A 21924-nucleotide genomic window follows, 5' to 3' on the forward strand; every position below is an offset into this window, starting at 1 on the left:
GACAGGCTCTGCAGAGAGCGTATAATCCGTAAAGGGATTAAGCGTATCGATTTGGTCGCCTCGCAATCGCGGGGTGAAATTATTTGTAGAATTCTTCTGACAGGTTGGTTTATGAGTGCGAATACCGAAGCTCAAGGGAGCGGGCGCGGCCTGGAAGCGATGAAGTGGGTCGCTGTTGCCGTGCTGCTGATTGTGGCAATCGTTGGCAACTATCTTTATCGTGACATGATGCTGCCGCTCCGCGCGCTGGCAGTGGTGATTCTGATTGCTGCAGCGGGCGGTGTCGCGCTGTTAACGACGAAAGGTAAAGCAACCGTTGCTTTTGCACGTGAAGCGCGTACCGAAGTCCGCAAGGTGATTTGGCCAACTCGCCAGGAAACACTGCACACCACTCTGATTGTGGCTGCTGTGACTGCGGTAATGTCACTGATCCTGTGGGGACTGGATGGTATTCTGGTTCGCCTGGTTTCCTTTATCACTGGCCTGAGGTTCTAAGATGTCTGAAGCCCCTAAAAAGCGTTGGTACGTCGTTCAGGCGTTTTCCGGTTTTGAAGGCCGCGTAGCTACATCGCTGCGTGAGCATATCAAATTACATAATATGGAAGAGTTGTTTGGCGAAGTTATGGTGCCGACCGAAGAAGTGGTCGAGATCCGTGGCGGCCAGCGTCGCAAAAGCGAGCGCAAATTCTTCCCGGGTTACGTGCTGGTTCAGATGGTGATGAACGACGCGAGCTGGCACCTGGTGCGCAGCGTACCGCGCGTGATGGGCTTTATCGGCGGCACGTCTGACCGTCCGGCGCCAATTAGCGACAAAGAAGTTGATGCGATTATGAACCGCCTGCAGCAGGTGGGTGATAAGCCGCGTCCGAAAACGCTGTTTGAACCGGGTGAGATGGTTCGTGTTAGCGACGGTCCGTTTGCTGACTTTAACGGCGTGGTTGAAGAAGTGGACTACGAGAAGTCCCGCCTGAAAGTTTCTGTTTCTATCTTCGGTCGTGCGACCCCGGTAGAGCTGGACTTTGCTCAGGTAGAAAAAGCCTAAGCAGCGATCAAAAAAGCGACGATTTAACCGTTGCACAAGGCGCGAGATTGGAATACAATTTCGCGCCTTTTGTTTTTATAGGCCACAGCCTGTAAAACGAATTTTATTCACGGGGAGCCTCTCTGAGGCGCTATTACCCAATCAGAGGATTTTAGAATGGCTAAGAAAGTACAAGCCTACGTCAAGCTGCAGGTTGCAGCTGGTATGGCGAACCCAAGTCCACCAGTTGGTCCAGCACTGGGTCAGCAGGGTGTGAACATCATGGAATTCTGTAAAGCGTTCAACGCAAAAACTGAATCCCTGGAAAAAGGTCTGCCAATCCCAGTCGTAATCACTGTTTACGCTGACCGTTCTTTCACTTTCGTTACCAAAACCCCTCCAGCAGCAGTTCTGCTGAAGAAAGCGGCTGGTATCAAGTCTGGTTCCGGTAAACCGAACAAAGACAAAGTGGGTAAAATTTCCCGCGCTCAGCTGCAGGAAATCGCGCAGACCAAAGCTGCCGACATGACTGGTGCCGACATTGAAGCGATGACTCGCTCAATCGAAGGTACTGCACGTTCCATGGGCCTGGTAGTGGAGGACTAAGAAATGGCTAAACTGACCAAGCGCATGTCCGTGATCCGTGACAAAGTTGATGCGACCAAACAGTACGACATCAACGAAGCTATCGCTCTGCTGAAAGAACTGGCAACTGCTAAGTTCGTTGAAAGCGTTGACGTTGCCGTTAACCTGGGCATCGACGCGCGTAAATCCGATCAGAACGTTCGTGGCGCAACTGTACTGCCACACGGTACTGGCCGTTCCGTTCGCGTAGCTGTATTTGCTCAGGGTGCAAACGCTGAAGCTGCTAAAGCTGCCGGCGCTGAACTGGTAGGTATGGAAGATCTGGCTGATCAGATCAAGAAAGGCGAAATGAACTTTGACGTTGTTATTGCTTCTCCAGATGCAATGCGCGTTGTTGGCCAGCTGGGCCAGGTTCTGGGTCCACGCGGCCTGATGCCTAACCCGAAAGTTGGTACTGTAACTCCTAACGTTGCTGAAGCGGTTAAGAACGCTAAAGCAGGTCAGGTTCGTTATCGTAACGACAAAAACGGCATCATCCACACCACCATCGGTAAAGTGGACTTTGACGCTGACAAACTGAAAGAAAACCTGGAATCTCTGCTGGTTGCGCTGAAAAAAGCAAAACCAACTCAGGCTAAAGGCGTGTACATCAAGAAAGTTAGCATCTCCACCACCATGGGTGCAGGTGTTGCAGTTGACCAGGCTGGCCTGAGCGCTGCTGCAAACTAATGCCTTTACGTGGGCGGTGATTTTGTCTACAATCTTACCCCCACGTTTGCTAACAAAAGTTAGCGGCTAAAAGATTTGTTCGTTGGAGCCTGGCCTAATCCAGGCCTCCGTCGAAGACCGCAGGTGTTTCGCAAGAGACTTAATCCCCTGCGTAGACGGTGACAGAACGCTAAGATTATTTTTGGATACTCTGGCTTGTTTCTGCTCACCGTATTAAGACGCTCTTCCCGTTGGGTTGAGTGAAGTGAGTTCCGGAACATGAGTTCCGGCAAACATCCAGGAGCAAAGCTAATGGCTTTAAATCTTCAAGACAAACAAGCGATTGTTGCTGAAGTCAGCGAAGTAGCCAAAGGCGCGCTGTCTGCAGTAGTTGCGGATTCCCGTGGCGTTACTGTAGACAAAATGACTGAACTGCGTAAAGCAGGTCGTGAAGCTGGCGTATACATGCGTGTTGTTCGTAACACCCTGCTGCGTCGCGTAGTTGAAGGTACTCCTTTCGAGTGCCTGAAAGACACGTTTGTTGGTCCGACCCTGATTGCATACTCTATGGAACACCCGGGCGCTGCTGCTCGTCTGTTCAAAGAGTTCGCGAAAGCGAATGCAAAATTTGAGGTCAAAGCTGCAGCCTTTGAAGGTGAGTTGATCCCGGCATCGCAAATCGATCGCCTGGCAACCCTGCCGACCTACGAAGAAGCAATTGCACGCCTGATGGCAACCATGAAAGAAGCTTCGGCTGGCAAACTGGTTCGCACTCTGGCTGCTGTTCGCGATGCAAAAGAAGCTGCTTAATAGCAGTTATCTTTATAAAGCATTTGCTTACGTATAAACTTATTCTGATTTTCAGGAACAATTTAAATGTCTATCACTAAAGATCAAATCATTGAAGCAGTTGCAGCTATGTCCGTAATGGACGTTGTAGAACTGATTTCTGCAATGGAAGAAAAATTCGGTGTTTCTGCTGCTGCTGCTGTAGCTGTAGCTGCTGGCCCGGTTGAAGCTGCTGAAGAAAAAACTGAATTCGACGTAATTCTGAAAGCTGCTGGCGCTAACAAAGTTGCTGTTATCAAAGCAGTACGTGGCGCAACTGGCCTGGGTCTGAAAGAAGCTAAAGACCTGGTAGAATCTGCTCCAGCTGCGCTGAAAGAAGGCGTGAGCAAAGACGACGCAGAAGCACTGAAAAAATCTCTGGAAGAAGCTGGCGCTGAAGTTGAAGTTAAATAAGCCAACTTTTCTGGTTGCAGCCTAAGCAATTAGGCTGATGGCTGGTGACTTTTTAGTCACCAGCCTTTTTGCGCTGTAAGGCATCAGTAGCATTTCACACTGTTTGACTGCTGATTGTCCTGACAATGCATGTTTCTATCGACGACTTAATATATTGCGACAGGGTGCTCGCTCTGTGTAAATCGCGACGAAATGGTTTAAGCGTGATAGCAACAGGTATTGCGGAAAGTATTCAATTTTCCGGTCCACAAAATGGTGTTGCACAAACTGTCCCTTCGTCGGACAGATGGGTCGACTTGTCAGCGAGCTGAGGAACCCTATGGTTTACTCCTATACCGAGAAAAAACGTATTCGTAAGGATTTTGGTAAACGTCCACAAGTTCTGGACATTCCATATCTCCTTTCTATCCAGCTTGACTCGTTCCAGAAGTTTATCGAGCAAGATCCTGAAGGGCAGTACGGTCTGGAAGCAGCCTTCCGATCCGTGTTCCCGATTCAGAGCTACAGCGGTAATTCCGAGCTGCAGTACGTCAGCTATCGCCTTGGCGAGCCGGTGTTTGACGTTCAGGAATGTCAGATCCGTGGCGTGACCTATTCCGCACCGCTGCGCGTAAAACTGCGTCTGGTGATCTACGAGCGCGAAGCGCCAGAAGGCACCGTAAAAGACATTAAAGAACAAGAAGTCTACATGGGTGAAATTCCACTCATGACAGACAACGGTACTTTTGTTATCAACGGTACTGAGCGTGTTATCGTTTCCCAGCTGCATCGTAGCCCGGGCGTCTTCTTCGACAGCGATAAAGGTAAAACACACTCTTCCGGTAAAGTACTGTATAACGCGCGCATCATTCCTTACCGTGGTTCATGGCTGGACTTCGAGTTCGATCCAAAAGACAACCTGTTTGTCCGTATCGACCGTCGTCGTAAACTGCCTGCAACCATCATTCTGCGTGCGCTGCAATATACTACTGAGCAGATCCTGGACCTGTTCTTTGAGAAAGTGATCTTTGAAATCCGCGACAACAAGCTGCAGATGGAGCTGGTGCCGGAACGTCTGCGTGGTGAGACCGCGTCGTTCGACATCGAAGCCGACGGCAAAGTGTATGTGGAAAAAGGTCGCCGTATCACCGCGCGTCACATCCGTCAGCTGGAAAAAGATGATATCAAACACATCGAAGTTCCGGTTGAATACATTGCAGGAAAAGTAGCCGCGAAAGATTACGTTGATGAATCAACTGGCGAGCTGATCTGCCCGGCGAACATGGAGCTGAGCCTGGATCTGCTGGCTAAGCTGAGCCAGTCTGGCCACAAACGTATCGAAACGCTGTTCACCAACGATCTGGACCACGGTCCTTATATCTCTGAGACTATCCGCGTCGACCCAACGACCGATCGTCTGAGTGCGCTGGTTGAAATCTACCGCATGATGCGTCCTGGTGAGCCACCAACTCGCGAAGCGGCTGAAAGCCTGTTCGAGAACCTGTTCTTCTCCGAAGACCGCTACGATCTGTCCGCGGTTGGTCGTATGAAGTTCAACCGTTCTCTGCTGCGTGATGAGATCGAAGGTTCCGGTATCCTGAGCAAAGACGACATCATCGAAGTGATGAAGAAGCTCATCGATATCCGTAACGGTAAAGGCGAAGTGGACGATATCGACCACCTCGGCAACCGTCGTATCCGTTCCGTAGGCGAAATGGCGGAAAACCAGTTCCGCGTTGGCCTGGTACGTGTAGAGCGTGCGGTGAAAGAGCGTCTGTCTCTGGGCGATCTGGATACCCTGATGCCTCAGGATATGATCAACGCCAAGCCGATTTCTGCAGCAGTGAAAGAGTTCTTCGGTTCCAGCCAGCTGTCTCAGTTCATGGACCAGAACAACCCGCTGTCTGAGATTACGCACAAACGTCGTATCTCTGCACTCGGCCCAGGCGGTCTGACCCGTGAACGTGCAGGCTTCGAAGTTCGAGACGTACACCCGACGCACTACGGTCGCGTATGTCCTATCGAAACGCCTGAAGGTCCAAACATCGGTCTGATCAACTCCCTGTCCGTGTACGCACAGACTAACGAATACGGTTTCCTCGAGACTCCGTACCGTAAAGTGACTGACGGTGTTGTAACCGACGAAATTCACTACCTGTCTGCTATCGAAGAAGGTAACTACGTTATCGCTCAGGCGAACTCCAACCTGGATGACGAAGGCCACTTTGTAGAAGATCTGGTTACCTGCCGTAGCAAAGGCGAATCGAGTTTGTTCAGCCGCGACCAGGTTGACTACATGGACGTATCCACCCAGCAGGTGGTATCCGTCGGTGCGTCCCTGATCCCGTTCCTGGAACACGATGACGCCAACCGTGCATTGATGGGTGCGAACATGCAACGTCAGGCCGTTCCAACTCTGCGCGCTGATAAGCCGCTGGTTGGTACCGGTATGGAACGTGCTGTTGCCGTTGACTCCGGTGTTACTGCGGTTGCTAAACGTGGCGGTACTGTTCAGTACGTGGATGCCTCCCGTATCGTTATCAAAGTTAACGAAGACGAGATGTACCCGGGCGAAGCAGGTATCGACATTTATAACCTGACCAAATACACCCGTTCTAACCAGAACACCTGTATCAACCAGATGCCTTGTGTATCTCTGGGTGAGCCAGTTGAGCGCGGCGACGTGCTGGCAGACGGTCCGTCCACCGACCTCGGTGAACTGGCGCTTGGTCAGAACATGCGCGTAGCGTTCATGCCGTGGAACGGTTACAACTTCGAAGACTCCATCCTCGTTTCCGAGCGTGTGGTTCAGGAAGATCGTTTCACCACCATCCACATTCAGGAACTGGCATGTGTGTCCCGTGACACCAAGCTGGGGCCAGAAGAGATCACCGCTGACATCCCTAACGTGGGTGAAGCTGCGCTCTCCAAGCTGGATGAATCCGGTATCGTTTACATCGGTGCGGAAGTGACCGGCGGCGACATTCTGGTTGGTAAGGTAACACCGAAAGGTGAAACCCAGCTGACGCCAGAAGAGAAACTGCTGCGTGCAATCTTCGGTGAGAAAGCGTCTGACGTTAAAGACTCTTCTCTGCGCGTACCTAACGGTGTTTCCGGTACGGTTATCGACGTTCAGGTCTTCACCCGTGATGGCGTTGAAAAAGATAAACGTGCGCTGGAAATCGAAGAGATGCAGCTCAAACAGGCTAAGAAAGACCTGTCTGAAGAACTGCAGATCCTCGAAGCGGGTCTGTTCAGCCGTATCTATGCGGTGCTGGTTGCCGGTGGCGTTGAAGCTGAGAAGCTCGACAAACTGCCACGCGATCGCTGGCTGGAACTGGGCCTGACCGACGAAGAGAAACAGAATCAGCTGGAACAGCTGGCTGAGCAGTATGACGAACTGAAACACGAGTTCGAGAAAAAACTCGAAGCGAAACGCCGTAAAATCACTCAGGGCGACGATCTGGCACCAGGCGTGCTGAAGATTGTTAAGGTGTATCTGGCTGTTAAACGTCAGATCCAGCCTGGTGATAAGATGGCAGGTCGTCACGGTAACAAGGGTGTTATCTCTAAGATCAACCCGATCGAAGATATGCCGCACGATGCTAACGGTACGCCGGTAGATATCGTACTGAACCCACTGGGTGTACCGTCTCGTATGAACATCGGTCAGATTCTGGAAACCCACCTGGGTATGGCTGCGAAAGGTATCGGCGACAAGATTAACGCCATGCTGAAGCAGCAGGAAGAAGTCGCGAAACTGCGCGAATTCATCCAGCGTGCCTACGATCTGGGTACCGACGTGCGTCAGAAAGTCGACCTGAACACCTTCAGCGATGAAGAAGTGCTGCGCCTGGCTGAGAACCTGAAAAAAGGTATGCCAATCGCAACGCCGGTATTCGATGGTGCGAAAGAAGCTGAAATTAAAGAGCTGCTGCAACTGGGTGGTCTGCCAACGTCTGGTCAGATTACGCTGTTTGACGGCCGTACCGGTGAACAGTTCGAGCGTCCGGTAACCGTAGGTTACATGTACATGCTGAAACTGAACCACCTGGTCGACGACAAGATGCACGCTCGTTCTACCGGTTCTTACAGCCTGGTTACTCAGCAGCCGCTGGGTGGTAAGGCACAGTTCGGTGGTCAGCGCTTCGGGGAGATGGAAGTGTGGGCGCTGGAAGCATACGGCGCGGCATACACCCTGCAGGAAATGCTCACCGTTAAGTCTGATGACGTGAACGGTCGTACCAAGATGTATAAGAACATCGTGGACGGCAACCATCAGATGGAACCGGGCATGCCTGAATCCTTCAACGTACTGTTGAAAGAGATTCGTTCGCTGGGTATCAACATCGAACTGGAAGACGAGTAATTCTCGCTCAAACAGGTCACTGGTGCCGGGTTAACCCCCGGCACCAGATTGTGCTAACTCCGACGGGAGCAAATCCGTGAAAGATTTATTAAAGTTTCTGAAAGCGCAGACTAAAACCGAAGAGTTTGATGCGATCAAAATTGCTCTGGCTTCGCCAGACATGATCCGTTCATGGTCTTTCGGTGAAGTTAAAAAGCCGGAAACCATCAACTACCGTACGTTCAAACCTGAGCGTGACGGCCTTTTCTGTGCGCGTATTTTCGGGCCAGTAAAAGATTACGAGTGCCTGTGCGGTAAGTACAAGCGCCTGAAACACCGTGGTGTGATCTGTGAGAAGTGCGGCGTTGAAGTGACCCAGACCAAAGTGCGTCGTGAGCGCATGGGCCACATCGAGCTGGCGTCTCCAACCGCTCATATCTGGTTCCTGAAATCTCTGCCGTCCCGTATCGGTCTGCTGTTGGATATGCCGCTGCGTGATATCGAACGTGTTCTGTACTTCGAATCTTATGTGGTTATCGAAGGCGGGATGACGAACCTGGAACGTCACCAGATCCTGACTGAAGAGCAGTATCTGGACGCGCTGGAAGAGTTCGGTGACGAATTCGACGCGAAGATGGGTGCGGAAGCTATTCAGGCCCTGCTGAAGAGCATGGATCTGGAGCAAGAGTGCGAGCAGCTGCGTGAAGAGCTGAACGAAACCAACTCCGAAACCAAACGTAAAAAGCTGACCAAGCGTATCAAACTGCTGGAAGCGTTCGTTCAGTCTGGTAACAAACCAGAGTGGATGATCCTGACCGTTCTGCCGGTTCTGCCGCCAGATCTGCGTCCGCTGGTTCCGCTGGATGGTGGTCGTTTCGCAACGTCCGATCTAAACGATCTGTATCGTCGCGTTATCAACCGTAACAACCGTCTGAAACGTCTGCTGGATCTGGCTGCGCCGGACATCATCGTACGCAACGAAAAACGTATGCTGCAGGAAGCGGTAGATGCCCTGCTGGATAACGGTCGTCGTGGTCGTGCGATCACCGGTTCTAACAAACGCCCTCTGAAATCTTTGGCCGACATGATCAAAGGTAAGCAGGGTCGTTTCCGTCAGAACCTGCTCGGTAAGCGTGTTGACTACTCCGGTCGTTCTGTAATCACCGTAGGTCCATACCTGCGTCTGCATCAGTGCGGTCTGCCGAAGAAAATGGCACTGGAGCTGTTCAAACCGTTCATCTACGGCAAGCTGGAACTGCGTGGCCTCGCCACCACCATCAAAGCCGCTAAGAAAATGGTTGAGCGTGAAGAAGCTGTCGTTTGGGATATCCTGGACGAAGTTATCCGCGAACACCCGGTACTGCTGAACCGTGCACCAACCCTGCACCGTTTGGGTATCCAGGCATTTGAGCCAGTCCTGATCGAAGGTAAAGCTATCCAGCTGCACCCGCTGGTTTGTGCGGCATATAACGCCGACTTCGATGGTGACCAGATGGCTGTTCACGTACCGCTGACGCTGGAAGCCCAGCTCGAAGCGCGTGCGCTGATGATGTCTACCAACAACATTCTGTCCCCAGCGAACGGTGAGCCAATTATCGTTCCTTCTCAGGACGTTGTATTGGGTCTGTACTACATGACCCGTGACTGTGTTAACGCTAAAGGCGAAGGCATGGTGCTGACTGGCCCGAAAGAAGCTGAGCGTATTTATCGCGCTGGCCTGGCCTCTCTGCATGCGCGCGTTAAAGTGCGTATCACCGAATACGAAAAAGATGCAAACGGCGAATTCGTGGCGATGACCAGCCTGAAAGACACGACCGTTGGCCGTGCCATTCTGTGGATGATCGTACCGAAAGGTCTGCCTTTCTCCATCGTCAACCAGGCGCTGGGCAAGAAGGCTATCTCCAAAATGCTGAACACCTGTTACCGCATTCTGGGTCTGAAGCCGACCGTTATCTTCGCTGACCAGACAATGTACACCGGCTTTGCTTATGCAGCGCGTTCAGGTGCATCTGTTGGTATCGATGACATGGTCATCCCAGAGAAGAAACACGAGATCATCTCTGAAGCGGAAGCCGAAGTTGCTGAGATCCAGGAGCAGTTCCAGTCTGGTCTGGTTACCGCGGGCGAACGCTATAACAAAGTTATCGATATCTGGGCTGCGGCGAACGATCGTGTATCCAAAGCGATGATGGATAACCTGCAGACCGAAACCGTGATTAACCGTGACGGCGTAGAAGAGCAGCAGGTTTCCTTCAACAGCATCTACATGATGGCCGACTCCGGTGCGCGTGGTTCTGCAGCACAGATTCGTCAGCTGGCAGGTATGCGTGGTCTGATGGCGAAGCCAGATGGCTCCATCATCGAAACGCCAATCACCGCGAACTTCCGTGAAGGTCTGAACGTACTCCAGTACTTCATCTCTACTCACGGTGCGCGTAAAGGTCTGGCGGATACCGCACTGAAGACAGCGAACTCCGGTTATCTGACGCGTCGTCTGGTTGACGTTGCGCAGGATCTGGTTGTGACCGAAGACGATTGTGGCACCCTCGAAGGTATCACCATGACCCCGGTTATCGAGGGTGGTGATGTTAAAGAGCCACTGCGCGATCGCGTACTGGGTCGTGTAACCGCGGAAGACATTCTGAAGCCGGGTACTGCAGACATTCTGGTTCCACGCAACACGCTGCTGCACGAGCACTGGTGTGATCTGCTGGAAGCGAACTCTGTTGACTCTGTGAAAGTACGTTCCGTTGTATCTTGTGACACCGACTTTGGTGTATGTGCGCACTGCTATGGTCGTGACCTGGCGCGTGGCCACATCATCAACAAAGGTGAAGCAATCGGCGTTATCGCGGCACAGTCCATCGGTGAGCCGGGTACACAGCTGACGATGCGTACGTTCCACATCGGTGGTGCGGCATCTCGTGCGGCTGCTGAATCCAGCATCCAGGTGAAAAACAAAGGTAGCATCAAGCTCAGCAACGCGAAGTCTGTTGTTAACTCCGCAGGCAAGCTGGTTGTGACCTCTCGTAACACCGAGCTGAAGCTGATCGACGAATTCGGTCGTACCAAAGAGAGCTATAAAGTGCCTTACGGTGCTGTTATGGCGAAAGGTGATGGTGAGCAGGTTGCTGGCGGCGAAACCGTAGCAAACTGGGATCCACACACCATGCCGGTTATCACCGAAGTAAGTGGTTTCATCCGCTTTACTGACATGATCGACGGCCAGACCATTACTCGTCAGACTGACGAGCTGACCGGTCTGTCTTCTCTGGTGGTTCTGGATTCTGCTGAACGTACTGCCGGTGGTAAAGATCTGCGTCCTGCACTGAAAATCGTTGATGCTAACGGTAACGACGTTCTGATCCCTGGTACCGACATGCCTGCGCAGTACTTCCTGCCGGGTAAAGCGATCGTTCAGCTGGAAGATGGTATTCAGATCGGTGCGGGTGATGCTCTGGCGCGTATTCCACAGGAATCCAGCGGTACCAAGGACATCACCGGTGGCCTGCCACGCGTTGCAGACCTGTTCGAAGCACGTCGTCCGAAAGAGCCTGCAATCCTGGCTGAAATCAGCGGTATCATCTCCTTCGGTAAAGAGACCAAAGGTAAACGCCGTCTGGTTATCACCCCAGTAGATGGCAGCGAGCCGTACGAAGAGATGATTCCTAAGTGGCGTCAGCTCAACGTGTTCGAAGGTGAACGTGTAGAACGTGGTGACGTGGTTTCCGATGGTCCAGAAGCACCGCACGACATTCTGCGTCTTCGTGGCGTACACGCGGTAACGCGTTACATCACCAACGAAGTACAGGACGTTTACCGTCTCCAGGGCGTTAAGATTAACGATAAGCACATCGAAGTTATCGTTCGTCAGATGCTGCGTAAAGCAACCATCGAAAACGCAGGCAGCTCCGAGTTCCTGGAAGGCGAACAGGTTGAATACTCTCGCGTTAAGATCGCTAACCGCGATCTGGAAGCGAACGGCAAAATCGGTGCGACCTTCGCACGCGATCTGCTGGGTATCACCAAAGCGTCTCTGGCAACCGAGTCCTTCATCTCAGCAGCATCGTTCCAGGAAACCACGCGTGTCCTGACCGAAGCCGCTGTTGCAGGTAAACGTGATGAACTGCGCGGTCTGAAAGAGAACGTCATCGTGGGTCGTCTGATCCCAGCGGGTACCGGTTATGCGTACCACCAGGATCGTATGCGTCGTCGTGCTGCAGGCGAACTGCCAGCTGCACCGCAGGTGACTGCTGAAGATGCATCCGCGAGCCTGGCAGAACTGCTGAACGCAGGTCTGGGCGGTTCCGACAACGAGTAATCGTTGATGCCATAAATAAAAAAACCCGCTTCGGCGGGTTTTTTTATATCTGCGTTTTATCAGTTAATCAGCGGCAGCCGACGATACAGCTCAATCATATCGCCCGCCAGGTCCTGAATGACCATCGCGTTCATCAGGTGATCCTGAGAGTGGACGGTGATCAGGTTCACCGGAAGTTTCCCGGTCCCTTCGTCAAGACCGATGAGCTGCGTCTGTATAGTGTGCGCATGTTTCACATATTCGCGCGACTCTTCCATCGCTTTTTCTGCTTCGTCAAACTCACCTTTACGCGCCATCTGTAACGCCGTCAGGGCCGCACTGCGCGCCGCGCCTGCGTTGACCAGCAGTTCCATAATCGTGGTTTCTAAGTCTTCCATTATGACTCCAGAAGTTTGAGCGCTTTTTCCAGTACGGCATCACCTTTCATCATGCCGTAATCCATCATGTCGATCACCGCGACCTTTTTACCCAGCGGGTCGGCCTGCGCCTGTAGTTTTGCCTGCTCGTATTTAACCTGTGGCCCCAGTAATACGATGTCGGCCGTCGCGATGTTGTCTTTAAACTCCGCAACCGGAACGGCTTTAATAGTGACTTCAACCCCTTTTTTCTGTGCGGCGTCTTTCATACGTTGAACCAGCATGCTGGTTGACATTCCCGCTGCACAGCATAAAACGATGTTCTTCATAATCAGCCTCGATCTACATGTGTTTACTGATAATTATCCCGTGCAGAACGCTTCAACAACCGCTTTACCGCGATTGTGTGTCAGGCATCACAAAGAAACCGATGATTTTCTGAAACCGGTTACAATTTTGTATTGTCGGGTACCCGGCCCGTCGAAACGGGCAGGGGGAAAGAGGGCGGATTAGCTGATGGACGTGCGAATAATGCGGTTTTTTCCCTGCTGCTTCGCGCTGTAGAGGGCGTTATCAACGCTTCCCACAAATTGCTCCAGCGGTTCGAAATGCCACTCCCCAAGACCACCGCTGAACGTGACCCGCAGGTTCTCTTCTCGCCAGACGCGTTTTTCAACGGCGGTACGCCACGCTTCCAGCAATGAGAGCGCGGAAGGTATCTGCTCAGCCAGGAAGACCACCGCGAACTCTTCTCCACCGTAACGGTAAACCGAGACATGATGTGGCTGCATTATCTGGATCCCTTCGCGGGCCACGTTGCGCAGGACGATATCACCGGTCAGGTGACCCAGCGTGTCGTTAATCGACTTAAAGTTATCAATATCCACCAGCGCCATCGCGAAAGGCTGCTGGGTATTCAGCTGCTCCGCAACATCGCTATCGAACGCGCGGCGGTTTTTACAGCCCGTCAGCGCATCGTGAGTTGCCTGGCGCACATACGCCATTTCGCGCTCTTTATTGGACTGGATAGTGTGGCTCAGCATCGCTTCCAGACGTGGAGCTTCGCTTACATCGCCGGTTTTGATGGCATTGATAATGTGCATCAGCACGCTACGCGAGGCGTGGCGGAGGTATAAGCCGAAGAGGACGATGATGATGGCCGCCAGCGCGAACCCCCAGCCAACGATCGTCGTTTCGTGGCGGGTAATATCGTTGAGTGTCGCACCCGATACCCGGTAAATGACAAACCAGTCAGGGTTAGTAAACGAGTAGTAGTAATACCAGGCGTTGCTTTTCTTGTCGTAAAGATGACCTTCGCCGCTGGTCATTTTGTCCATCAGCGCTTCGCTCACGTACTGTTTGAAGAGCGCGCCGGTATCAGGGTGCAGCACGACGGCGCCATCGCGTTCCACGACGAAGAATTCCCCCTGAACGGGCGCCACCATCTGACGCAGGGTGTAGCCCATTGAGGTCAAATCGAGATGAAACGCGATCGTTCCCTTCAGTCTGCCTTCCGGCGAAATCAACGGCTTATAAAGTGTGACCGTCGGATGGCCGGTGAAGTAGTCCATGTAGGGACGGGTATAGTGGCTGAAGATACTGGCTTCCGCCTGGGCGACAAACCACGGCCGCGTCCGGGGATCGAAGGTTTTACTCTTCTCCGTAGGGAGCACTTCCGGTGCGCGAAGATAATGCCCCTGCGTGTCGGCCAGCGAGATGGAGGACACGGTCGGCATCAGGTTCTGCAAATGCATTATCATCTGCAGTCCCTGCGTCGGGTTGACGTTGAGCGTCTCGTTTAACCTGTCGTTACGCGAAAAGTACATGGCAGAGCGGCCCAGGATATAGTCGTTTTCACGCAGAATAGACTCGGTGTAATTCACCGCCAGGTTGTGCGTGAAATTGCTGTTTATCTTATGATAATCCTCAAGAAAATCCTTTCTCTGTGAAAGCGTCACCGCGATCGCGATCACCGCAAAACTGCAGAGGATCCCCGCGAAGCTGAGCATGATTGGCCGGGTAAAAGAGAGCTTTTTGCTGTGAAGTGCCATGAGTTGTACATCGATCCTGATGGTGAATACTTTTCGTCTGCCGATATCCTCTCAGCATAGTCGCTGTCCTGCGGTTAGCGGTGAATTATACGGAACACGGTTTCTGATGGGATGATTTATCTTAAGAACCACTAAGAAAATACTTATTAAACGAGTGGGTGCTTTTTGTGCAATGAATCAGAGGCAGGGCGAAACGAGGAAGAAGCTTTTCGCCCTGGTCAGCATCCGTTGCTAACGCTGTGACAATAAAAAACCGGATGAGTGCTGGCAATCATCCGGTGGTGACTTTCCGTAGCCCCTCGACAATTTTTTACCGCGTTGCGGTGCGTTGCAACGTTATTGCGAGGCTCTTCCCAGCCAGCTGTCCCAGTCTTTCCAGACAGGCTGAAGGCCCTGTGCCGTCAGGGCTGCGGCTACCGCTTCTGGACGCCGTCCGTCATGCGGGACAAACTGCTCCAGCTCCGGACGATCGTCGGCATAGCCGCCAGGCTGCGTTTTGGAAAACGCGCTGACGTTGTTAATTGCAAGCGGGATCACGCGATCGCGAAACGCCGGGGACTCACGCGTTGAGAGGGATAATTCAACTTCCGGGGCAAGCAGGCGAAATGCGCAGATGGTCTGCACCAGCTGGCGTTCATCCATCAGCGACGCTGGCTCAATCCCCCCCGCGCAAGGCCGCAGGCGGGGGAAAGAGATAGAATAACGGCTCTGCCAGTAGTGCTGCTGGAGCCAAAGCAGATGTTCTGCCACCATGTAACAATCCACCCGCCAGCTGTCGGAGAGCCCGATCAGCGCACCCAGACCGATTTTGTCGATGCCAGCTCGACCCAACCTGTCCGGCGTTTCCAGCCGGAAAAAGAAGTCTTGTTTCTTACCTTTCAGGTGGTGTCGGGCGTACGTCGCCTCGTGGTAAGTCTCCTGATAGACCATCACCCCGTCCAGTCCGAGCGTTTTTAGCTCCGCGTACTCGTCCTGCGACAGGGGCTGCACCTCCATCTGCAAAGACGCAAACTGACGACGAATGGCGGGAAGGTGCTGACGAAAATAGTCCATTCCCACTTTCCCCTGATGTTCGCCCGTGACCAGCAGAAGATGCTCAAAGCCCATTTCACGTATGGCCGCACACTCATGGGCAATCTCACCCGCATCGAGCGTTTTTCGCTTGATGCGGTTGCTCATGGAAAAACCGCAGTAGGTGCAGTCATTGGCGCACAGGTTTGAGAGATAGAGCGGCACGTAGAAGCTCACCGTATTGCCAAAGCGCTGACGGGTAAGCCTCTGGGCTCGCTGGGCCATCGGTTCGAGGTACGCGCTGGCCGCCGGGGAGAGCAGGGCCATCAGATCCTCGCGGGTCAGATGACGGGCCTGCAGCGCGCGCTCCACGTCAGCAGCCGTCTTGCTGTTGATGCGCAGGGCAATGTCGTCCCAGTTTAGCTGCCGCCAGCGCTCGGTAAACATGCTCATGAGATCGTCTCCAGAAAACCGGTCAGGGGGCTGGTGGCCTGCGCCTGAGAACTGCGCGAGCCGGGGCCGGACTCCCTTGCCAGCAAGCCGGCCTCTACGGCCATGCGGAACGCTCGCGCCATCATAACCGGATCGTCGGCAACCGCGATCGCCGTGTTCACCAGCACTGCGTCGGCACCCATCTCCAGCGCCTGCGCGGCATGGCTTGGCACGCCAATGCCCGCATCAACCACCACCGGCACGTTGGCCTGCTCGATGATGATCTCCAGCATCGCGCGGGTTTCCAGCCCCTGGTTGGAGCCAATAGGTGCTCCCAGCGGCATCACCGCCGCACAGCCGACCTCTTCCAGCCGTTTACACAGGACCGGGTCGGCTCCGCAGTACGGCAGGACGGTAAACCCTTGCTGCACCAGTTTTTCAGCCGCTTTCAGCGTTTCGATGGGGTCAGGCAGCAGCCAGCGGGGATCCGGATGAATTTCCAGCTTCAGCCAGCGTGTGCCGAGCGCCTCCCGGGCCAGCTGTGCGGCAAAAATCGCCTCTTCGGCCGTTTTCGCCCCGGAGGTGTTTGGCAGCAGCGTGACGTCCGCTTCCAGTAAGGGAGCCAGAATGGCGTCGCTGTGGTGACGCAGGTCCACGCGCTTGAGCGCCAGCGTCACCAGCTGGCTGCCGCTTTCACGAATGGCATCCACCATCAGCTGCGGCGAGGCGAATTTTCCGGTTCCGGTAAACAAATGCGAGTCAAAAACTTTATCGGCAATACGTAGCATCTCAGCCCCCTGCGATAACCTGAAACAGCAGGATCTGGTCGCCTTCATTGACCTGCTGATGTTCCCACTGCTCGCGCGGCAGGATCTGTTGATTGAGCGCCAGCGCCGTTCCCGGCTTGAGCTGGCGCAGCTTGTCGAGCAGTACGGCAACGGTGAGCCCGTCGTCGCATCTCATCGGCTCATCGTTAAACAGAATGCGCATCGCGGCCTCCACATACCGGGCAACGGCCGGCGCGGTGTAACGCCAGATGGCGCCAGCCGCTGGAGCGGGCATCAAACAGCCGCAGCGTATTGCGTTCCGTCTCCATGCCGCTGAGCAGCTTGATGGCCTCCAGGGCCTGCATCGTGCCCATCACGCCGACCACCGGACCAAGAATGCCCGCCGTGCGGCAGTTGCGCACCGGCTCGGCATCATCCGGCCACAGGCAGCGATAGCAGCCCTGTACCCACGGTGGCGTCAGGACCATCATCTGTCCGCCGAACCCCACCGCGCTGGCGGTGATAAGCGGCGTGTTATTTGCCACGCAGGCGGCGTTAATCGCCTGGCGCGTCGCCATGTTGTCGGTACAGTCCAGCACCACGTCGGCAAGGGCGACTTCACGGTGCAGGCTCTCGCCGCTAAGACGTTCCTGTCGCGCAATCAGTTCGATGTCCGGATTAAGCTGGCTTAGCCGCTGCCGGGTGATGTGCGCTTTCGGCTGGTTGATATCCTCGGTGGTAAAAAGGATTTGTCGCTGCAGGTTGCTGAGATGAATGTCGTCATCATCGGCCAGCACCAGCGTGCCGATACCAGCGCCTGCCAGATAAAGCGCCGCAGGTGCGCCTAATCCGCCCAGACCGACAATCAGCACCCGGCTGGCGAGCAGTTTTTGCTGCCCGTCAATGGCGATATCCTCCAGCAGGATCTGACGGCTGTAGCGCATAAAATCGCGATCATTCATCGCCAGCTCCTGCCAGCTGTAACAGCTGTGCGGTGGCGGACTGCCAGTCTGCGGCCTGGGTGATGGCGCTGACGACGGCAATACTGCCGACGCCAGTCTCCAGCACAGCCGGAGCCCGTTCAAGGCTAATGCCGCCGATGGCGACGGTGGGGTAATCGGCAAGGCGTTTGACGTGACTTGTCAGCTGCGTCAGTCCCTGCGGTGCGGAGGGCATCTGCTTGGTCTGCGTCGGGAAGACGTGGCCCAGCGCGATGTAAGAGGGACGGGCTGCCAGCGCCACGTCGATCTCCATGCCGTCGTGTGTTGACACCCCCAGCCGTAATCCGGCTTCGCGGATAGCGCTCAGATCCGTTGTTTCCAGGTCCTCCTGACCCAGATGCACGCCGTAAGCCTGGTGCTTAACGGCCAGCCGCCAGTAGTCGTTGATAAACAGACGGGCGTTAAACTGACGTCCCAGCGCAATGGCGGCAACCACATCGGCTTCCACCTCGTCATCGCGTTTATCCTTGATGCGCAGTTGGATCGTTCGAACGCCTGCCTCCAGCAGGCGTTCGATCCACGCCACGCTGTCCACCACCGGATAGAGCCCTAAACGGTAGGGGACGGGCGGGAAATCGGGCTGGTACATTACGCCTCCTCTTTTTTGAGGTAGATTTCGCCGCCTTTGGCGCGGAAGGTTTCGGACATATCCGCCATACCTACTTCAATGGTCTGCGCGGCGGCGTAGTCGCGCACCTCCTGGCTGATTTTCATCGAGCAGAATTTTGGCCCGCACATAGAGCAGAAATGCGCGACTTTGCCCGACTCCTGCGGCAGGGTTTCGTCGTGATAGGCGCGGGCGGTGAACGGGTCCAGCGCCAGGTTGAACTGATCTTCCCAGCGGAATTCAAAGCGCGCCTTCGACATGGCGTTATCGCGGATTTGCGCGCCCGGATGGCCTTTGGCTAGATCTGCCGCGTGGGCGGCAATTTTGTAGGTAATCAGCCCCTGCTTCACGTCCTCTTTGTTTGGCAGGCCGAGGTGCTCTTTTGGCGTCACGTAGCAGAGCATGGCGCAGCCGAACCAGCCGATCATCGCCGCCCCAATCCCGGAAGTGAAGTGGTCATAGCCTGGCGCAATATCGGTGGTCAGCGGCCCCAGGGTATAGAAGGGTGCTTCGTGGCAGTGCTCCAGCTCTTCGGTCATATTGCGGCGGATCATCTGCATCGGCACGTGTCCCGGGCCTTCAATCATCACCTGCACGTCATACTCCCAGGCGATTTTGGTCAGTTCACCCAGCGTGTGCAGCTCGGCAAACTGCGCTTCGTCGTTGGCATCGCGGATAGAGCCTGGGCGCAGGCCGTCGCCCAGCGACAGAGAGACATCGTACGCGGCACAGATTTCGCAAATCTCGCGGAAATGTTCGTAGAGGAAGTTTTCCTGGTGATGGGAGAGGCACCACTTCGCCATGATAGATCCGCCGCGCGAGACAATACCGGTCAGACGTTTCGCCGTCATCGGCACGTAGCGCAGCAGCACGCCCGCGTGAATGGTGAAGTAGTCTACGCCCTGTTCAGCCTGCTCCAGCAGCGTGTCGCGGAAGGCTTCCCAGGTGAGGTCTTCGGCAATGCCGCTCACTTTTTCCAGCGCTTGATAAATCGGGACGGTGCCAATCGGGACCGGGCTGTTACGCAGGATCCACTCACGTGTTTCGTGAATATAGCGGCCGGTGGAGAGATCCATCACCGTGTCCGCGCCCCAGCGCGTTGACCAGACCAGCTTTTCGACCTCTTCTTCGATGGAGGAAGTGACGGCCGAGTTGCCGATGTTAGCGTTGACCTTCACCAGGAAGTTGCGCCCGATAATCATCGGCTCGGATTCCGGGTGGTTGATGTTGGCGGGGATAATTGCGCGGCCGGCGGCCACTTCATCACGCACAAACTCCGGCGTAATATTTTCTGGCAGACGAGCGCCAAAACCTTCGCCCGGGTGCTGGTGGCGCAGCACCTCGCTGCGGATACGCTCGCGCCCCATGTTTTCACGGATGGCGATGAACTCCATTTCTGGCGTGACGATCCCCTGACGCGCATAGTGCAGCTGGGTCACGCATTTGCCTGCTCTGGCGCGTTTCGGCGTCAGTAGCCCGGTGAAGCGCAGCTCGTCCAGACCGTCGTCGGCCAGGCGTGCTTTGGTGTACGCAGAGCTACGCACGCTCAGTTCTTCGCAGTCGTTACGCGCGTCAATCCACGGCTGGCGCAGCTTTGCCAGACCCTGCTGAACGTTGATGGCAATATCCGGATCGCCGTACGGGCCGGAGGTGTCGTATACCGGCACGGCTTCGTTGTCTTCGAACTGCGGATTCTCTTTGCTGCCGCCGATAAGCGTCGGGCTGAGCTGGATTTCCCGCATCGGGACGCGGATATCGGCCTGCGAGCCGGAAATGTAGATGCGTTTAGAGTTCGGGAAAGCGGTGCCTTCCAGGGTATCAATGAAGTGTTGGGCCTGTGCGCGCTGTTCGCGGCGGGTCAGTTTTGCAGTAGACATAGCTCATTCCAAAAGTGAAGGACATGGCTTGTCAGACGACGGATGAAGCAAGAGAGGATCGCCCTTAGGCGATACAACAGCAGTGTGACTCTTGTTCCCTTCGCAGGTATTAGCCTGATCAGGTTCCGCGGATCCCGAATTAACGGTCTCAGCCCGTGCTTTCACACTGGGCACTCCGACAAGAAAAATCCCCCTCGCGAGAGGGGCGAATGGTTGTAAATTACTCGTTAACGATTAAGAACTCAAGCAGGGCGCGCGATGTTATCTTCGTGGCTGACATCCAGGCCGATATCCAGGGCGAGGGTGATCAGCTTATCTTCCAGCGTGAATCGCTCTTCCAGCGCTTCGCCAAGGTCGGAAAGCGCCCGCTGGAACTCAAGATAGTTGTCGTGATCGATGGCGTTCTCAAGCGTGGAATCGTAGTAGTCCATGATCTGCTGGGTGTTGGCTTCCAGCAGCGGATAGAGTTTGCTGGCCGCTAAATACGGCGTTGTCCCTTCCATTTCACGGATAATGCGTTCATAAATATTGAAATGGCCGTCGGACAGATAGTCGACCAGGCCCTGACAAAAATCATCCAGCGATTTTTCATTCAGTCGCATAAACGATTCTTTGCCAGGCTTAATACCGACCAGATTGTAATAAGCCACGAGTAGATGCTTGCGCACATGTAGCCAGCGATCCACCAGTTTGTTACTTCCTCTAACGCGCTCAGTCAGGCTTTCCAGCTGGTTTAACATGGTCGACTCCGCAAGGTTTAGGATTGAATCTGCTTATCCAAAATGTAACCACAATGCTAACAACATGTCAGTGAAGCGAAGGTAGTGCAATAGATATGGATCGTATTATTGAAAAATCAGATCTGGGTTGGTGGATCGTCAGTCACGAACAAAAATTATGGCTGCCCGCCGGGGAAATCCCCCATGGCACGGCGGAAACGTTCGATCTTGTCGGACAAACCGCGCTGTGGATCGGCGAGTGGCAGGCCGAGCCGGTGTGGTTGATCCAACAAGCGCGTCGCCAGGATATGGGGTCTGTGCGGCAGGTGCTGGATCAGGATGTCGGGCTGTTCCAGCTGGCGGGGCGCGGCGTGCAGCTGGCGGAGTTTTACCGCTCGCATAAATACTGCGGCTACTGCGGTCATACCATGCACCCGAGCAAAACCGAGTGGGCGATGCTCTGCAGCCACTGCCGCGAGCGCTACTATCCTCAGATTGCACCCTGCATTATCGTCGCTATCCGTCGGGAGGATTCCATCCTGCTGGCGCAGCATACTCGTCATCGCAACGGCATTCACACCGTACTGGCCGGGTTCGTCGAAGTAGGCGAAACGCTAGAGCAGGCGGTGGCGCGTGAGGTGATGGAGGAGAGCGGGATCAAGGTGAAGAACCTGCGCTACGTCACCTCCCAACCCTGGCCGTTCCCGCAGTCGCTGATGACGGCATTTATGGCTGAATACGACAGCGGTGAGATTGTTATCGACCAGAAAGAACTGCTGGAAGCGAACTGGTATCGCTATGACGATTTACCGCTGTTACCCCCACCGGGCACGGTGGCGCGTCGGCTGATAGAAGATACCGTGGCGATGTGTCGAGCCGAGTATGAGTAGTGTTACACT

Annotated in this window: 19 protein-coding genes and 1 riboswitch; of the genes, 9 read left to right on the forward strand and 10 right to left on the reverse strand. The window is 54.5% G+C overall.

Annotation, left to right across the window (positions count from 1 at the left end):
• Positions 1-111 precede the first annotated feature (111 nt).
• From secE to rpoC, 8 genes are all read left to right on the forward strand, one after another.
• Positions 112-495: a preprotein translocase subunit SecE gene (gene secE / locus PYW49_RS20425; RefSeq protein WP_014068449.1), complete on the forward strand. Its 384-nt coding sequence runs from the start codon at positions 112-114 to the stop codon at positions 493-495.
• A gap of 1 nt (position 496) precedes the next feature.
• The gene (nusG, locus tag PYW49_RS20430; RefSeq protein WP_002438628.1) at positions 497-1042 is read left to right on the forward strand and encodes a transcription termination/antitermination protein NusG; all 546 of its coding nucleotides are present in this window, start codon (positions 497-499) and stop codon (positions 1040-1042) included.
• A 156-nt stretch (positions 1043-1198) separates the two neighbouring features.
• A complete protein-coding gene (rplK, locus tag PYW49_RS20435; protein ID WP_008503452.1) occupies positions 1199-1627 on the forward strand; it encodes a 50S ribosomal protein L11 in 429 nt (142 codons plus the stop codon).
• Positions 1628-1630: 3 nt separating this feature from the next.
• Positions 1631-2335, forward strand: a complete 705-nt coding sequence (gene rplA, locus PYW49_RS20440) for a 50S ribosomal protein L1 (RefSeq protein ID WP_006176745.1) — start codon at positions 1631-1633, stop codon at positions 2333-2335.
• A 291-nt stretch (positions 2336-2626) separates the two neighbouring features.
• Complete coding sequence (rplJ, locus tag PYW49_RS20445) at positions 2627-3124, forward strand: 50S ribosomal protein L10 (RefSeq protein ID WP_004097644.1); 498 nt, start codon at positions 2627-2629, stop codon at positions 3122-3124.
• A 66-nt stretch (positions 3125-3190) separates the two neighbouring features.
• Positions 3191-3556, forward strand: coding sequence for a 50S ribosomal protein L7/L12 (rplL, locus tag PYW49_RS20450; protein ID WP_000028879.1), 366 nt, complete (start codon positions 3191-3193; stop codon positions 3554-3556).
• 319 nt (positions 3557-3875) lie between these two features.
• Positions 3876-7904: a DNA-directed RNA polymerase subunit beta gene (rpoB, locus tag PYW49_RS20455; RefSeq protein ID WP_047345341.1), complete on the forward strand. Its 4029-nt coding sequence runs from the start codon at positions 3876-3878 to the stop codon at positions 7902-7904.
• 76 nt (positions 7905-7980) lie between these two features.
• Positions 7981-12204 (forward strand): DNA-directed RNA polymerase subunit beta', encoded by a 4224-nt coding sequence (gene rpoC, locus PYW49_RS20460; RefSeq protein WP_134347480.1) that lies wholly within the window; start codon positions 7981-7983, stop codon positions 12202-12204.
• A 59-nt stretch (positions 12205-12263) separates the two neighbouring features.
• Here rpoC and PYW49_RS20465 read toward each other — a convergent pair whose 3' ends face one another.
• From PYW49_RS20465 to rsd, 10 genes are all read right to left on the reverse strand, one after another.
• The gene (locus PYW49_RS20465; protein WP_134347479.1) at positions 12264-12581 is read right to left on the reverse strand and encodes a PTS lactose/cellobiose transporter subunit IIA; all 318 of its coding nucleotides are present in this window, start codon (positions 12579-12581) and stop codon (positions 12264-12266) included.
• Positions 12581-12889, reverse strand: coding sequence for a PTS sugar transporter subunit IIB (locus tag PYW49_RS20470; RefSeq protein ID WP_010425948.1), 309 nt, complete (start codon positions 12887-12889; stop codon positions 12581-12583). Before PYW49_RS20470 ends, PYW49_RS20465 begins: the two co-directional genes overlap by 1 nt.
• 180 nt (positions 12890-13069) lie before the next feature.
• Positions 13070-14611 (reverse strand): sensor domain-containing diguanylate cyclase, encoded by a 1542-nt coding sequence (locus PYW49_RS20475; protein WP_320387367.1) that lies wholly within the window; start codon positions 14609-14611, stop codon positions 13070-13072.
• A 336-nt stretch (positions 14612-14947) separates the two neighbouring features.
• Positions 14948-16075 (reverse strand): 2-iminoacetate synthase ThiH, encoded by a 1128-nt coding sequence (gene thiH / locus PYW49_RS20480; protein ID WP_320387368.1) that lies wholly within the window; start codon positions 16073-16075, stop codon positions 14948-14950.
• Complete coding sequence (thiG, locus tag PYW49_RS20485) at positions 16072-16842, reverse strand: thiazole synthase (RefSeq protein ID WP_320387369.1); 771 nt, start codon at positions 16840-16842, stop codon at positions 16072-16074. The genes thiH and thiG overlap by 4 nt, the downstream gene beginning before the upstream one ends.
• Before the next feature lies 1 nt (position 16843).
• Positions 16844-17044 carry a sulfur carrier protein ThiS gene (thiS, locus tag PYW49_RS20490; RefSeq protein WP_059312260.1) on the reverse strand — a complete coding sequence of 67 codons (201 nt, stop codon included), beginning with the start codon at positions 17042-17044 and terminating at the stop codon, positions 16844-16846.
• Positions 17028-17783, reverse strand: a complete 756-nt coding sequence (locus tag PYW49_RS20495) for a HesA/MoeB/ThiF family protein (RefSeq protein ID WP_320387370.1) — start codon at positions 17781-17783, stop codon at positions 17028-17030. The genes thiS and PYW49_RS20495 overlap by 17 nt, the downstream gene beginning before the upstream one ends.
• On the reverse strand, positions 17776-18411 hold the full coding sequence (gene thiE, locus PYW49_RS20500; protein ID WP_320387371.1) for a thiamine phosphate synthase: 636 nt from the start codon (positions 18409-18411) through the stop codon (positions 17776-17778). The genes PYW49_RS20495 and thiE overlap by 8 nt, the downstream gene beginning before the upstream one ends.
• Positions 18411-20306, reverse strand: a complete 1896-nt coding sequence (thiC, locus tag PYW49_RS20505; RefSeq protein ID WP_320387372.1) for a phosphomethylpyrimidine synthase ThiC — start codon at positions 20304-20306, stop codon at positions 18411-18413. The genes thiE and thiC overlap by 1 nt, the downstream gene beginning before the upstream one ends.
• 78 nt (positions 20307-20384) lie before the next feature.
• A riboswitch (TPP riboswitch) is annotated at positions 20385-20494 on the reverse strand.
• A gap of 54 nt (positions 20495-20548) precedes the next feature.
• Positions 20549-21046 (reverse strand): sigma D regulator, encoded by a 498-nt coding sequence (gene rsd / locus PYW49_RS20510; protein WP_320387373.1) that lies wholly within the window; start codon positions 21044-21046, stop codon positions 20549-20551.
• Positions 21047-21141: 95 nt separating this feature from the next.
• On the opposite strand from rsd, the gene nudC reads away from it, so the two are divergent.
• A complete protein-coding gene (gene nudC / locus PYW49_RS20515; RefSeq protein ID WP_320387374.1) occupies positions 21142-21915 on the forward strand; it encodes an NAD(+) diphosphatase in 774 nt (257 codons plus the stop codon).
• The last annotated feature ends 9 nt before the right edge of the window (positions 21916-21924 follow it).

This window comes from Enterobacter chinensis (assembly GCF_034008295.1).
GTDB classification, from domain to species: Bacteria; Pseudomonadota; Gammaproteobacteria; order Enterobacterales; family Enterobacteriaceae; genus Enterobacter; species Enterobacter chinensis.

Bases quoted from the DNA above. Each gene is read 5' to 3' on its own strand.
- secE (WP_014068449.1), top strand. From the start codon at position 112: ATGAGTGCGAATACCGAAGCTCAAGGGAGCGGGCGCGGCCTGGAAGCG.
- nusG (WP_002438628.1), top strand. From the start codon at position 497: ATGTCTGAAGCCCCTAAAAAGCGTTGGTACGTCGTTCAGGCGTTTTCC.
- rplK (WP_008503452.1), top strand. From the start codon at position 1,199: ATGGCTAAGAAAGTACAAGCCTACGTCAAGCTGCAGGTTGCAGCTGGT.
- rplA (WP_006176745.1), top strand. From the start codon at position 1,631: ATGGCTAAACTGACCAAGCGCATGTCCGTGATCCGTGACAAAGTTGAT.
- rplJ (WP_004097644.1), top strand. From the start codon at position 2,627: ATGGCTTTAAATCTTCAAGACAAACAAGCGATTGTTGCTGAAGTCAGC.
- rplL (WP_000028879.1), top strand. From the start codon at position 3,191: ATGTCTATCACTAAAGATCAAATCATTGAAGCAGTTGCAGCTATGTCC.
- rpoB (WP_047345341.1), top strand. From the start codon at position 3,876: ATGGTTTACTCCTATACCGAGAAAAAACGTATTCGTAAGGATTTTGGT.
- PYW49_RS20465 (WP_134347479.1), bottom strand. From the start codon at position 12,581: ATGGAAGACTTAGAAACCACGATTATGGAACTGCTGGTCAACGCAGGC.
- PYW49_RS20470 (WP_010425948.1), bottom strand. From the start codon at position 12,889: ATGAAGAACATCGTTTTATGCTGTGCAGCGGGAATGTCAACCAGCATG.
- PYW49_RS20475 (WP_320387367.1), bottom strand. From the start codon at position 14,611: ATGGCACTTCACAGCAAAAAGCTCTCTTTTACCCGGCCAATCATGCTC.
- thiH (WP_320387368.1), bottom strand. From the start codon at position 16,075: ATGAGCATGTTTACCGAGCGCTGGCGGCAGCTAAACTGGGACGACATT.
- thiG (WP_320387369.1), bottom strand. From the start codon at position 16,842: ATGCTACGTATTGCCGATAAAGTTTTTGACTCGCATTTGTTTACCGGA.
- thiS (WP_059312260.1), bottom strand. From the start codon at position 17,044: ATGCGCATTCTGTTTAACGATGAGCCGATGAGATGCGACGACGGGCTC.
- PYW49_RS20495 (WP_320387370.1), bottom strand. From the start codon at position 17,783: ATGAATGATCGCGATTTTATGCGCTACAGCCGTCAGATCCTGCTGGAG.
- thiE (WP_320387371.1), bottom strand. From the start codon at position 18,411: ATGTACCAGCCCGATTTCCCGCCCGTCCCCTACCGTTTAGGGCTCTAT.
- thiC (WP_320387372.1), bottom strand. From the start codon at position 20,306: ATGTCTACTGCAAAACTGACCCGCCGCGAACAGCGCGCACAGGCCCAA.
- rsd (WP_320387373.1), bottom strand. From the start codon at position 21,046: ATGTTAAACCAGCTGGAAAGCCTGACTGAGCGCGTTAGAGGAAGTAAC.
- nudC (WP_320387374.1), top strand. From the start codon at position 21,142: ATGGATCGTATTATTGAAAAATCAGATCTGGGTTGGTGGATCGTCAGT.